We start from the raw sequence: 14,310 nt of genomic DNA, 5'->3' as shown, positions 1-14,310 counted from the left end.
ATTTAGTGCTTCTTTTTTCTTTTTATAACAGTAACTGATTTGATAATTGATTCTAATTCGTGCATGAAATCGCGTTTTTCCTGCGAAGGCGAATAACAAAAGCCCTCCAGAACCAAGATGCGATTGTATTCCTTATCCAGAATGGCATAATTGATAAATGGCCCTGACATATAATCGTTTTTAAGTTCCCAAGTGCCTTTGGTTTCTATAGTTGGTTTGGAATCAATTAGAATATCAAATAGATACGGCGCATATCCTTCCTCGGTAATCATATTCGTATTGGCCTCTTTTCCTCTAATATATAAACCGCCAATAGAATCGCGCATTCTGATTATGCTGGCAATTTTTTTGGATTTGTTTTTTATGGTATTCAACGGAACTTGGTAAATTAACAAACTTGTATTTCCGCTGACAATTTCTTTTTTTAGCCAAATAAAATTGCTTCGTTGCCTAACATATTCATAGGTAGCCGGAATGGCAATGACGATGTGAAATTTGTTTTGAATTATTTTCGGGTCCAGTATGGATTGCTTGATTATCCGCTGATTTTCGGCAATTTCACCTTGCTTGATGTATTGAATAATTTGGGGCGTATTTGTTTCTAATAATGCTAAAATATCCGTTCCTGTTTTTCCTGAAATATGAAACACTTGTTGTGGCGAAGCATATTGGTTTTGGATAATTTCGAATTTATTTTCACTGGCTTTTTTGACAACAATAATGGCGCGGCTGTCTCTAATAAATCCTTCTAAAAGTTTGTCCGGATATTGATTGATGGTAAAAAGAGGTTCTTCTTGCGGGAGACCAATCACGGGTGCCGCCAACTTGTTGCGAATGCTGTCGCCAATCTCGCCATTCCATAACTGATCGCTTATTATTACCGAAATGGTATTGATTTTTCCACTTGTTTTACGGGCAATATCTGCTTCTTTCTTGTTGCAAGAAAAAAACAGTACGATACTTAAAAGACATAAAAAATGGACTTTATTCATTATAATTTTTAATTATAAAATAAAGTCCAAATTTATATAAAAGATTAGTAATCGTTTCTAAATAAAGTGTCCAAATTTTGTCGGGACTCTTTTATTTTTTTTGAAGGCAAATAAAACGTTACCGAACGGTTTTTAACTACTAAAAACGGAAATTTATTTCAAACCAATTCTTTTTTTACCCGTTTATTTTTAGTTTCATTCCGGGTTTAAGTTCGTTTTCGCCTATATCGTTCCATTTTTTCAAATCCGAAATGGTTACGCCAGGATATTTCTTGGAAATACTGTACAAGGAATCTCCTTTTTTTACATAATAATCAGCATTGTCTTTTGGTGTATTTCCAGTTTCTTTTTTCTTAAAGGTGCTTGCTGTGGCATTATTAGTGGTTATTGCAATTTCGTTTTTGGCAACAACGAGTGTGCTTCCCAAGGCAATATTAGTAGTAGTAATGGTATTCCATTGTTTCAAATCTTGTACTGTAGCACCAAATTTCTTGGCAATATTTCCTAAATTATCTCCTTTTTGAACTACATATTGAATGTCTTTTAGTATAGGAGCGGGGACGGTTTCCTCTTTAACTTCGATGCCATTTTGCGCAATTTGCAAGGAAGCTCCTAGTTGCACATTGGCAGTCGAGAGATGGTTCCATTCTTTGATTTCGGCAACGGTTATGTTGTTTTTCTTGGCAATAGCGCTCAAATTATCCCCTTTTTGAACCACATAAAATAAGGGTGTATTTGCAGGAACACTGTCTTTTTTGATTGTTTTCTTGGTCGCTTCCTCCTTGTTGATTTTAACTTCGGCAAGGGCTTCTTTTTTAGATTCGGCTAGTGCTGGCGTTTTCTTAACGGAACGAACGACGCTTTCATTGGTAATAATTTTTAGGCTTTTGCCATGAGCAACAGTATTGCCTTTAAGATTGTTCCAGTTTTTTAAATCCGCTACCGAAACATCGTATTTATTAGCTATTGTGGTCAAATTATCCCCTCGCTTCACTTTGTAATACTTTGTTTTTGGGAGTGTGATTCGTTGTGTGGTATAATTTGCAGTGTCTCTTAAAGCGATGGCTTTGATGATTTGGAATGGTTTTTCGCGACGATCCAATTCATGTTGTGCATAAGCATAAATCTTGTCCTCATTTGAAGTGAAAATGGCAATTTTATCTTGTGGCAAGCGCAAATAATGATCTTGATCTCCGTAAAATGGGATTACATTGAGCTTATAGGACGGGTTTAACAATTGCAATTCGACAACTGGAATGTCAATTAAATCGGCAATTTGTTTAAAGGACATTTGTTTTTTGATGCGAATGGTATCTGTGGCAAAATTTTTGACCAAAGCTCTTTCGGGAACAATTCCGTGTTCTTTATGGTATTCATAAATATACATTGTGGCCAAAAAAGCGGGAACATATCCTTGGGTTTCTTGCGGCAAATGCTTCTTGATATTCCAAAAGTTTTGCTGGCCACCAGAGCGTCTAATCGCTTTGGCAACATTGCCTGGGCCTGAATTATAGGAGGCCAAAACCAAATCCCAATCGCCAAAAATAGCATACATATTTGTCATGTATTGTGCCGCTGCCTCGGATGATTTTAAGGGGTCGCTGCGGTCGTCAACATAGGAATCGATGTTTAACTTGTATTGTTTTCCGGTCTGGTACATAAATTGCCAAAGTCCCGTTGCGCCTACTCTGGATACTGCTTTTGGATTCAATGCGGATTCTACAACGGCTAGGTATTTGATTTCAAGTGGTACATTTTGTTTGGCCAATGCTTCCTCAAAAATTGGAAAATAATACTCCGATGTTGCCATTAATCGTCCAAAGGCTTTTTTTCTATTTTTTAAAAAAGATTTGATTAAGTTTTCTAAACCTTGGTTGTATTCTATGTTGAAAGGCGATTTGGCATCCATTGCTGCGAGTCTTTCTTTCAAAAGTTCGGTTGGTAACTCGAAATCTACTTTTTGATCGGTGTTGATGGTTTGAATATCTGTAGACAAATCATTAAACAAATCTAAATTGGTTAATTCCTTCATCCATAAACTATCAACGCAAGAGGCAATATCGTCTCTTTTGAAGGTTTTTTTAATAGAATCTAAATAGGAAATTTTAATTTCGGGTTGGGCAATTTCTTTATTTTCAACTGCTTGTTGCGAAAAAACAAGGCTGGTTGCTAACAAGAAAAACGATAAGGTGGTATTTTTTATAGTCATATTTTTTTAATCAAAGTGCTATATTCCAAATGATTATCAAAAGCAATATGCAAACATACTAGGTTCAAACTAAAAAACTCTATAAATATTGTTAAAAATGCAATATTTATAGAGTTTTAGTCTAAATCTCCCTGAAAAAGGGGCTGTTATGTAGTACAAATTATCGATTTTATAAACGAATCTATTTGAACGCTTTTTTGTGAGCGGTTTTTGAACCCATTTGAAAAAATCAATAATTCTAGAAAATTAGTCTAATATAGCTGCTATTCCTGGTAAAACTCTGCCTTCTAGCATTTCTAGCATGGCACCACCGCCTGTAGAAACGTAGCTCATTTTGTCCTCTAAACCAAATTGTTTTACGGCAGCAACAGAGTCGCCACCTCCTACTAGAGAGAAGGCTCCGTTTGCGGTAGATTCAGCAATGAAATTTCCTAAAGCGATAGTTCCATTAGCAAAGCTAGGCATTTCAAATACGCCCAAAGGGCCATTCCAAAGTATTGTTTTGGACTCCATTATTACGTTACGGAAATTCTCTAATGATTTTGGCCCTGCATCAAGACCTTGCCATCCATCAGGAATTTCTCTTACATCGACCACTTGTGTGTTAGCGGTATTCGAGAAATCATCGGCAGCGATTACATCAACTGGAATGTGGATTTGTACTCCTTTTTCTTTGGCTAAACGCAAAATTTCTAGTGCTAATTCTTGTTTGTCATCTTCGCAAATAGAATTTCCTATTTTTCCGCCCAATGCTTTCACGAAAGTAAAAGTCATTCCACCGCCAATAATCATGTGATCTACTTTGTCAAGAATATTCTCGATAACGGTGATTTTGGACGAAACTTTTGATCCACCAAGCACTGCAGTTACTGGTTTCTCGCTGTTTTTCAAAACTTTATTCAAACTTTCGATTTCTTTTGCTAATAGTAAACCAAAACATTTTTCGTTTGGAAAAAACTGTGCAATAATAGTTGTCGAAGCGTGTGCACGGTGTGCCGTACCAAAAGCGTCGTTGACATAAATATCGCCTAATGAAGCTAGTTCTTTGGCAAAAGCAACATCTCCAGCTTCTTCTTCATCGTGAAAACGTAAATTTTCTAGCAACAATACTTCGCCTGGTTTCAAGTTTTGTGCAGCTGTTTGCGCTTGGTCACCAATACAATTGGCAGCAAATTGAACCGGTACACCAAGTATTTCTGAAGTTGTTTTTAGAATGTGTTGTAACGAATATTTTGCTTCCACACCTTTTGGTCTTCCTAGGTGTGACATCAATATTACGCTACCGCCTTGTGCCAAAATAGCGTCAATAGTAGGCTTGGCAGCTTCGATACGAGTGGCATCGGTTACATTGAAATTTTCATCCAAAGGAACGTTAAAATCAACACGAATTATTGCTTTTTTATTGGCAAAATCAAAATCGTTTAAAGTCTTCATTATCTGTATTTTTTTAGTTTATTTTTTGATGGAATAACAAATATAAGACTTTTAAATTAGTAATAAATCCGAAAAAAGTATAATAATTCAAGTTTCATCAACGAAATCGTTGTAATTTAATAAATAATGCGTATTTGAATTTGCTGTTTATAAAATTTTGGGAATTAAAAATAGTGTTGGTGTGCTGTAATTAAGTGCCCCACATTTTATCTAGCTTGTCCTACAGTCAAAGTAATGAATTATTAAATTTAACGTTAATTTAACACGAAATTTTAGGTTTAATAAAACTGGGGGGGGGTATTTTTGTAGAAATTAACTTCCTTTTTTTATGAAAAAATACTATCCTCTGCTACTGTTTTTTTATTGCTTTCTCGCAATGGCTCAAAATCCTGACAAAATTGTCTTTACCTACGATACTGCGGGAAACCAAGTGCAACGGGAACTTTGCATTAATTGTACGAACCCCAATGCTAAATATGTGAGTGATCCCAAAATGCTGACCAAAGAAGATTTGATACCCAGCGAAGCCTCGAATTTAGTGTCCTATTACCCCAACCCAGTCAAGGAGGAGTTGTATCTAAAATGGGAATTAACTGCCAATAATCTGGTGACCACCATACACGTTTATGATTTGAACGGTCGATTACTGCATTCCTACGAAAAGTTAGCAACCGTAAACGTACAAACCATTCCGTTTAGGGACTATCCCGTAGGAATGTACCTTATAGTGTTGCAATACAGCAATGGCGAGCAAAAAAATATAAAAATAGTAAAACAGTAAAGCGGTTAGAAGCTAAAATTGCTACAAGCAAAACACCATCAAAAGCATTTTAAAATAATTTACAAACACAACCCACTAGCTACTCTCTCTCTTGGGAAAGAGTTGGTTTTGGGGAAAAACAAACACTTATGAAAACACAACATTCTTTTTTAGTACTCACTTTATTATTTTTGGCAACTACTTTTTCGTTGCAAGCGCAAACGTTAAACTCAACACTTAATATTTCAGCTGCGGGAACAGCAGATACTTTCAAAGAGGGCTATACTTTTGCTTATGCTACCTCTGGCACACCTTGGAACGGGCCACTAATGAGTTTTGGAGGTTTATATAATCAATATGATTGTCAAATCAGTTCTGATTATGGGCCTAACGGTGGAAACCATTTTTCATTTAGAACAAGAAATGGCGATACTCCTGGAAGCTGGAATGCTTGGAACGAAATAGCTACTCGTGGTGCAAACACTTTTACAGGAAATCAAACAATTAATGGGAACTTAAATATACTAGGTACTACAAATAAAATAGTAGGATTTGGGGATGCAGCAAATTATTACATCGGAACTTATCCAGTAACTGGTTCATCTAGTTTAGACCTTCATTGGTATGGAGGAATACGATTTGGGGATCTTACAAGTCCTAATGTAATGCAAATTACAAATGGCAACGTAGGTATAGGTACTGCAACACCCTCCGAAAAACTAGAAGTTGTGGGCAATGTCAAGATAACTGGCAACCAAATGATTAGTGGCAATGTAGGCATAGGCACCACAATTCCAGACGCTAAACTTACCGTTAACGGAACCGTTCACGCCACCGAAGTCAAAGTAACCGTAAGTGTTCCTGCGGATTATGTGTTCCAAAAATACTATACGGGAACATCGACTCTCAAAGCGGGTTATACCCTGCCTACGCTGGATCAAGTAGCACAATACACCCAAGCCAACCATCACTTACCCAACATTCCTGCTGCCCAAGACCAGCAAGCCAATGGCGTAAATCTTGGCGAAATGAACAACCTCTTGCTTCAAAAAATTGAGGAATTGACCTTATATGCTATCGAGCAACAAAAGAAACTAGAAATCTTGTCTGAAAGACTTGCCAAGCTCGAGAAGTAACTAATCCTTACCATTATTTTCAAACAGATGGGTGTCAAAATAGATTTGACTTCATGTGTTTGGACATGCTAGAAACTATTTTATGAAAAAAATATACTTATTACTCATACTTTTTATTGCCAATAGCATTAGTGCACAAACTGAAGGTACACCCGTGCAAGGTGTAGTCCCCATAAAAAGAATACTACCCACCGAAACAACGGCAAAAACGAGCACTACAAAAACTACAACTACCGCAACCAGTACCGCAAAACTGGCTGTAGCCCCAACCGTTACAGGTACGTCACAAGAAGTAGGTATTACCGAAGGGCAACTTTCGGTATCCCTTACGGGTGGTGCTAGTTACGGTATTCCTATTGCTGTTCCGCCTGGAATTAATGGGGTAGTTCCTCAAATAGCCTTGACTTATACTAGTCAGGGAGGCAATGGTATGGCGGGTTATGGCTGGAATGTTTCTGGAGTATCAGCCATTACCCGTATTCCTAGAACCAAGTTTCATGATACCGTTGTGGGAGGTGTAAATCTGGATGCTAACGATCGTTTTGCACTAGATGGACAGCGTTTGATTCTCAAAACGGGAACGCCTTATGGTGCGGCTGGAACAATTTATGAAACCGAAAATTTCTCGAATCTAAAAATTACTGCCGTTGGCGTATCGCTATTAGGAGCGGCTTATGGCCCCGCTTCATTCAAGGTAGCATATCCAGATGGGTCAACGGCGTATTATGGCACAACTACAGACTCTAATTCGATTACTACTTGGGGTATTGCCTATTGGGAAAACCCACAAGGCGTCAGGATTTCATATACCTACAACAATGCGAACAATACGATTACTATAGCGAGTATTAAATATGGTTCAGTTGGAACTGCTACAACCATCAACGAAGTAAAATTTAATTATATTACACGTTTAAGACCAGAGCAAACCTATATTGGCGGACAAAGCATTGTTACCAATACTATTTTAAATAAAATTGAGACTATAGGAAATGGAGTGGGTTTTAGAAGTTATGCGTTATTGCAAGAGCCTACTTCTCTCAATTATCAGCGATTAATTAAAATTACCGAAACTAGCGGCGATGGAACTAAAAGCTACAATCCTACTGTGTTTAGTTATGATACGACCACGAATGACAATTTGTTTGGAGTTAATCCAAACAAACCACAATTGACATTGTCTAATATAACAGGAATCAATGCAGGTACTGAAGTAGCTGATTTTGATGGGGATGGTAAAAATGATTTTATTATTTACCCAAAAACAGGTACAGATTCCTATAAAAAATATTGGATTTATAATAATATTTATGGAGGGAGTATAAATATAGGTTGGGAACACGCTGTAGGTGATTTCACGTCTATTTTTGCAACTTCGTTTCTTGTTGGCGATAGTAATAATGGTTATAAGCTAATGCCTCAACAAGGTTGGACTGTGGTCAAAAATAATAATGACCAAAATTATTCTTTCTCGATTTATTCAATAGGTACTTTTGGAGTTGGTTTACAGTACACTAAAACAGTTGCTTTTCCTTCGGTGGCTATTGATAATGGTTGCACAGGCTCAACGATTACTAAAATATTTCCTAAAAAAATACTTTCAGGAGATTTTAACGGTGATGGATTAACCGATGCTATTGCAATAGATAATTCTCTTTCTGCGGATGTATGTGATTCGGATTACAATACCACTACCATTACAGTGAATTCACAAAGTGTCTATTTTATTGATTTAAAAAAAGACGTAAACAATTTGTCTACGCCAATAGGTAATATTAACGAGATAGCTACCAATGATACCAATATACAAGTCATTGATTTTAATAGTGATGGAAAATCAGACTTTATGGTGCTTACCGAAGGTAAAGTCACAGTTTATACCCTAGGTACAACTAATAATTTAATAGTACTTGCTACATATACCGATGCTGGATTACAGGCAAACAAACCTTGTTTACTTGGCGATTTCAATGGTGATGGTAAAACGGATTTTGTTATTCCACAGGCAGACGAACAGGATAGCTGGTGCTTCTATAATGTTACAGGCAAAGGGTTTGTTAAAATAGAAAAGGCAATAGGTATTATATATCATACTAACAAATCTATTGAAACAGAAATAAACGGAGATTGGCATCATAGAAGCGTTAATATACAAGAATACAATTATATTGCTAACGATTTTAATGGCGATGGTAAAACGGATATTTTAAACCAATACAACTACAGTTTTGATCACATTAACAATTATACGACTTCTTATGGTAGAAGGGTTTTTGATGGATCCGATTTTACAGGAAAAGGAAGTTCAATTTTTACAGTATTTACATTAGGTGAAAATAAATATACAACAGCAACCGATATAGTTTTTAGTTATACTCAAAAGAGTATTTCAGGATTAATACACTCCTATCCCATCCCATTATTTACTAATCATACTAAACCCAATCTCAATCTAGAATATTCATTACTTACGGATAATACAATATATACTTTTAATTGTAATAAGGATAATCGTATTGATAGTCGTTTAACTGCTATAACAACAGGAAATGGTGTAACCAAAAGCATTACATATAAACCTCTTGATATTGTATCTACTTTTCCACTTAATAATTATTCTCCAACACCTTATAAATCCATCTACCCAAACACAGATATTGTTGTTTCACCGAGTTTTCAAGTAGTATCCATGCTCGAACAACAAAGTGTTAGTGTGTATAAAAAACAATTGTTTGCCTATGCAGGAGCAACCTCAAATGTGGAGGGACTGGGTTTCTTGGGTTTTCGTGCCACGATGCACACCAACTGGTTCGAGACCGATAATCAAATTATTAGTTCCGTCACCAAGTTCGACCCAAATATGCGTGCTGCTGCAATAGAGAATTATACCTATCAAGGATTAATTACACCTGAATTTGTAGCCAATAGAACAGCCCCTACTACGGGTATTCCTAATCGTATTGTGAAAACCAATTACACCCAAACGGGAAGTGAAACGCTAACAGCTTCGGGAGTTATTTTGCTGCAACCTGGGACTACTGGAACGTCTATCAAACCCACTACGGGCAATGCGTTTACGGCAACAATACTACCCAACTATGACTCCACGGGCTTTGCAGAAACAGGTACTACGCCAGATTCTAGTTTGATAACCAAGTCGTTATGGGGCTACGAAGCCTCTTTGTCCCCAACCAAAGTCTACAAACTCCTGAACGTACAGTCCAAAAATTACAACTTGCTAGATAGCACTAGTAGCGAAACTAATACGCTTTATGATACCTACAGCAATCCTACAGAAGCTATTACCAAACTCAAAAACGCAGGGATTGACGAGCAGGTTACTACCACTACAGTAAAATACGCAACCCCATATACAGCGGGTAGACCTGCAAGTAAAATTCAAAACGTAACAGCTTCTGGCAATAGTATGACCAGTAAAGAAATTTATACCTATGGAACAGGGGTCGAAAGTAATTTGCTCAAACAAATTGATAAATACGGCAACACCACCACTGCCATAACCGAGAAAAATGATTACGACGCTTTTGGGAATATCGTAGTCAAAAAGATACTAGCAACTGGAATTACGGAACGAAAAACCAGCTACGCATACGACACAACAGGTCGTTTCTTGACCGAAAGCACTGACGTTGAGGGATTCAAAAACACATTTGAATACAACCCAAACGGCACTTTGAAGAGCAAAACCAACCAAACAGAATTAGGCACAACCAATAACAGTCTCACAACCAGTTATGACTATGATGTTTGGTTCAAAAAAATACAAACTACCAATTATTTAGGTAAAACCACTAATTATGCCTACAAGAGAGAGGTCGAAAAAACCAAAATCACTACCACAGGAGGTGATGATGGGAGCTGGAGCGAAGAATTGTTTGACGAACTGGGCAGAAAAATAAAGACTAGCGTAAAAGACATTCAAGGCAATACGTCGTATAAAGATTATAAATATGATATTTATGACCGAAATTTTAGCATAAGCGAACCCAATAGCACCACCCAATCGAACACTACCGAATATGATGTATACGGTCGTCCAAAAACAATAACGTATTTTACAGGCAAAATAGTGAGCATGGTTTATGACAAACTCAAAACCACCGTAACCGATAGTAGCACGGGCAAAAGCAAAGCATCTACCAAAAACGCCATGGGCAATGTGGTCGCGTTGGAAGAAAACGTACCAGGAGTTGCAACAAACGGCATCATCAACTACACCTATTTTGCCAATGGCAACCTCAAGGAGACCAATTATGACACTACCAAAATAACGATAACCCAAGACGGTTGGGGTCGAAAAACCAGCCTCAAGGATTCATCGGCGGGCACTTATACCTACGAGTACAACGCTTTGGGCGAAAGCACCAAAGAAACTACTCCTAATGGCACAACAACCTATACGCTAGACCCAGCAACGAGCAAAATAACGAGCAAAACAATAGTAGGTAAAGCTCCTGTAACCACGAATACCAAGACAGTATATACGTACAATGATACTACCGACAAACTCTTGCAAAAAACCGTATTTACGGATACGGAAGACGGTAGTAAAACCATCATGACGCTATATACATACGATGACAAAAAACGCCTATCTACCACCAAAGAAACCACAGGATACGGTGCCGTTTTTGATAAAACAATAGGCTATGACGCTTGGGGCAGACCCAATGTAGAAACCAGTACGGCTACCCTCAATGGCAAAAGTAGTACAAGTACCATTACCACTACCTACGTCAATGGATATGCTCAAAAAACAACCAATGCAGCAGGTACCGTATTATGGGAAACCACCGAGGTCAATGCTAGAGGACAACTCACCAAGGCAACGCTTGGCAACGGCATTGCCATAAACAACACCTATGACCAATACGGCTATGTGACCAACATGAAGCATACTTTGACTGCAACCGCCACCACGGTTATGGAATTGACAAATGATTTTGACGCCCAACGTGGTAATCTCAAGAGTCGTACCAATGGTATGTTTAACACCAACGATTCTTTTGGTTACGACTTTCAAGATCGTCTTATAAGTTATCCCAATGCACTTGGTGTTGTAGAAAAACAGACCTATATGGATGATGGGCGTATCGATACCAACACACTCGGAACATACAAGTATAACAATGCCCAAATGAAATACCAAAACACCTCGGTAACGCTCACGCCAGAAGCCACAGGCTACTATGTAAACCGAGAAGGAGTTTTTAATGATAGCATGGAAGAAAGAGCCAATTGGAATAAGCAACCTTATAACCCTACTGCGATTTCTTTTGATGATACAAATGCGCATTCGGGCAAAAATTCTTTAAAAATAAACACTACAGGAACAGGTCAAGCAGTAGCTTATGTACAATCAAATAAGCTAATAAAAATAGATAATACTACCGATACCCAATATACGTTTTCGGGATGGGTAAAAACCGATAGCCCTACGGCACAATTAACCTTATTTGAATTTAAAGAAAACGAAACGGCATATTTTACCAAAGTAGAAAGCGTAGCTACAGCTACAGTAGGACAATGGAAATTTATCACAAAAACTGTGACAGTTCCTGCAACTATAAAGTATCTGAATATAAGAGCAGATAATGTAGGTACGGGTACGGTATGGTTTGACGATGTGATAATTCGCAAAACCAGTAACGCCGCCTTGGTCAATCTACCAATACCTGATGCTACTTACAAAGACCGTAAACTCGCCATAACCTACAACACTTTCAAGAGTCCAGTAAGCATAAGCGAAGCAGGCGTAGACAAAATGAGTTTTACTTATAACGACAACAATGACCGCTCTGTAATGTTCTACGGCAGTCTAGACGTTGACAAAAACCTACGTCCCAACCGCAAGTATTACTCTGCCGATGGCACCATGGAAATAAAAGAGAACACAAAAACTGGTGCAATAGAATTTATTACGTATCTCGGTGGCGATGGCTATAGTGCTCCAGTAGTGTACAAAAAAACATATCCAAGCACAGGCACACCTCAAGAACAAATCTTATATTTGCATAGAGATTATCAAGGAAGCATTCTGGCAATAACCAACGATGTGGGTTTAGTTCTCGAAAAAAGATTGTTTGATGCGTGGGGCAACATAGCCAAAGTGCAAGACGGTGCAGGCAATACCCTATCAGGATTAACGCTACTAGACCGAGGTTACACAGGGCACGAACACCTGCAGAGCGTTGGCTTGATTGATATGAATGCCCGTTTGTACGACCCTAAATTGCATAGGTTTTTGCAACCTGATAATTATGTGCAAGACCCTAGTAATACCCAAAACTATAATAGGTATGGGTATGTGTTGAATAATCCTTTGGCTTATACGGATGAGAGTGGGGAGGAATATGGTGATGGAGATTGTCATTGTATCCATGAAGGAAACCAACCCCCAACCTACACTCCCGAACAACAAAACGGGTTAGCACAGTTTATAAAAGGAGTATTCGAGAGTGATTGGGTTAGTAGAAACTTTAGTGCAAGAAATTTTGATGAAGCAGGTACTGCAATAGGAAAAGGATTTAGAGATGCAACTAATTTTGTAGTTGGTGGTATTTCTCGTTTATTTGGCGGTCGTAGTGCGAGTGCACCAGAGTTTCATGTGGGTAATGTGGGGCAGGCTTTTAGTAATTTTGGTCAGCAAGCCACAGTTTTTGGAGGGAGTTATGCGGGAGTTATTGCTACTAATAATATCACTTTTGGCATGGTACAGATGCCTAATACGTTTACTGGAACAAATTTTGAAGGAGCTGAAAGATTAGGGAGGTATCTAGGAGACATAACCTCTATGGTACAAGGAGCAATAGAAGATATAGGCGCAGGTGTAGGTGAAGTTCTTTCGCTTGGTGTTGCAACAGTACCAGCAGGAGCAGTAGCTATACATGGTTCTAGTCTAGTAGCAGGCTCTGCTTATGCAGGACTTGCCGAAGCTAAAGGTCTTTTTGATTATTTTGCGAGGGATAGAAGTGGTGGTGGCAAAGGGACTACTTTTAGAGGAGGAAGCAAAGAGTCAAGAGATGGTTATTTAACAAAACAACCAAAAGACTTTCAAAGGTGGTACCACACATTTTATAAAAAGAATTCTGGTGGGCCAAATATATCTGATAGTGAAATTGACGAGTTATTAGAAGAGTGGAACAGAATGGGAAGACCTAAATCGTAATATTATGGAAGATTTTAACAAATTAAAAGAAAGAGTAGTTGATAGTAAAAAACAGTCTGTTTCTGAACTTATAGAATTTATTAATGCAACTAATAATCATGAATCTAGAAGAGAGTTGATATTTACTTTAATATATAATTTTAAGGATGATAGAATTATCGCTACTTTAGTAAATCTTATTAAGAGAGAAGATTTAAAACATTATAATGGTAGTATAATATATGCTTGTGAAGAATATTCTTCGGAAGAATGTAAACCATATTTAGAGATGTTTGTAGATATTGTTATTGATGGAGACTATGAAGCCTCTTGGGGTTCTGCTAGTTTGATACTAAATTTTCCAGCACCATACGATGTATGGGAAACAGAGCTGCTAGATAAATTACTTGCAAAATTAAAATCAGCAATGAATGATGATGAAAACGGAAACAAAGAATTTATTGAAGCTGTATTAAAAGCATTTGAAGAGAATTAGAACCCCCCCCCGCTGGTGCGAGCAGAAATAAGTTCAACGGCTAGCGCGAGTTTCAAACTCGTGCCCACAAACACAAGCAAACAAAACAAGCTACAACCCTAAAAAAGTTGTAGTT

Annotated in this window: 7 protein-coding genes; 4 read left to right on the top strand and 3 right to left on the bottom strand. The window is 37.7% G+C overall.

Annotated elements, in window-relative coordinates:
* Nucleotides 1-2 precede the first annotated feature (2 nt).
* The 3 genes from FNW21_RS14125 to FNW21_RS14115 all read right to left on the bottom strand — a co-directional run bounded on the left by FNW21_RS14125 (nt 3) and on the right by FNW21_RS14115 (nt 4,635).
* A complete protein-coding gene (locus FNW21_RS14125; protein ID WP_144257404.1) occupies nt 3-992 on the bottom strand; it encodes a DUF4837 family protein in 990 nt (329 codons plus the stop codon).
* Nucleotides 993-1,167: 175 nt separating this feature from the next.
* The gene (locus FNW21_RS14120; RefSeq protein ID WP_144257403.1) at nt 1,168-3,201 is read right to left on the bottom strand and encodes a LysM peptidoglycan-binding domain-containing protein; all 2,034 of its coding nucleotides are present in this window, start codon (nt 3,199-3,201) and stop codon (nt 1,168-1,170) included.
* Between the two features lie 246 nt (nt 3,202-3,447).
* Nucleotides 3,448-4,635, bottom strand: coding sequence for a phosphoglycerate kinase (locus tag FNW21_RS14115; protein ID WP_144257402.1), 1,188 nt, complete (start codon nt 4,633-4,635; stop codon nt 3,448-3,450).
* 328 nt (nt 4,636-4,963) lie between these two features.
* On the opposite strand from FNW21_RS14115, the gene FNW21_RS14110 reads away from it, so the two are divergent.
* The 4 genes from FNW21_RS14110 to FNW21_RS14095 all read left to right on the top strand — a co-directional run bounded on the left by FNW21_RS14110 (nt 4,964) and on the right by FNW21_RS14095 (nt 14,195).
* Nucleotides 4,964-5,416, top strand: coding sequence for a T9SS type A sorting domain-containing protein (locus tag FNW21_RS14110; RefSeq protein WP_144257401.1), 453 nt, complete (start codon nt 4,964-4,966; stop codon nt 5,414-5,416).
* A gap of 128 nt (nt 5,417-5,544) precedes the next feature.
* Nucleotides 5,545-6,531, top strand: coding sequence for a tail fiber protein (locus tag FNW21_RS14105; protein ID WP_144257400.1), 987 nt, complete (start codon nt 5,545-5,547; stop codon nt 6,529-6,531).
* An 82-nt stretch (nt 6,532-6,613) separates the two neighbouring features.
* Nucleotides 6,614-13,720, top strand: coding sequence for an RHS repeat-associated core domain-containing protein (locus FNW21_RS14100; protein WP_144257399.1), 7,107 nt, complete (start codon nt 6,614-6,616; stop codon nt 13,718-13,720).
* Nucleotides 13,721-13,724: 4 nt separating this feature from the next.
* Complete coding sequence (locus FNW21_RS14095) at nt 13,725-14,195, top strand: hypothetical protein (protein WP_144257398.1); 471 nt, start codon at nt 13,725-13,727, stop codon at nt 14,193-14,195.
* Nucleotides 14,196-14,310 lie beyond the last annotated feature (115 nt).

It is taken from the genome of Flavobacterium restrictum, assembly GCF_007097245.1.
GTDB classification, from domain to species: Bacteria; Bacteroidota; Bacteroidia; order Flavobacteriales; family Flavobacteriaceae; genus Flavobacterium; species Flavobacterium restrictum.
This window is presented reverse-complemented; position numbering and strand designations above follow the sequence as displayed.

Excerpts from the sequence above, each read along its gene's own strand:
- FNW21_RS14125 (WP_144257404.1), bottom strand. The coding sequence starts at position 992 with ATGAATAAAGTCCATTTTTTATGTCTTTTAAGTATCGTACTGTTTTTT.
- FNW21_RS14120 (WP_144257403.1), bottom strand. The coding sequence starts at position 3,201 with ATGACTATAAAAAATACCACCTTATCGTTTTTCTTGTTAGCAACCAGC.
- FNW21_RS14115 (WP_144257402.1), bottom strand. The coding sequence starts at position 4,635 with ATGAAGACTTTAAACGATTTTGATTTTGCCAATAAAAAAGCAATAATT.
- FNW21_RS14110 (WP_144257401.1), top strand. The coding sequence starts at position 4,964 with ATGAAAAAATACTATCCTCTGCTACTGTTTTTTTATTGCTTTCTCGCA.
- FNW21_RS14105 (WP_144257400.1), top strand. The coding sequence starts at position 5,545 with ATGAAAACACAACATTCTTTTTTAGTACTCACTTTATTATTTTTGGCA.
- FNW21_RS14100 (WP_144257399.1), top strand. The coding sequence starts at position 6,614 with ATGAAAAAAATATACTTATTACTCATACTTTTTATTGCCAATAGCATT.
- FNW21_RS14095 (WP_144257398.1), top strand. The coding sequence starts at position 13,725 with ATGGAAGATTTTAACAAATTAAAAGAAAGAGTAGTTGATAGTAAAAAA.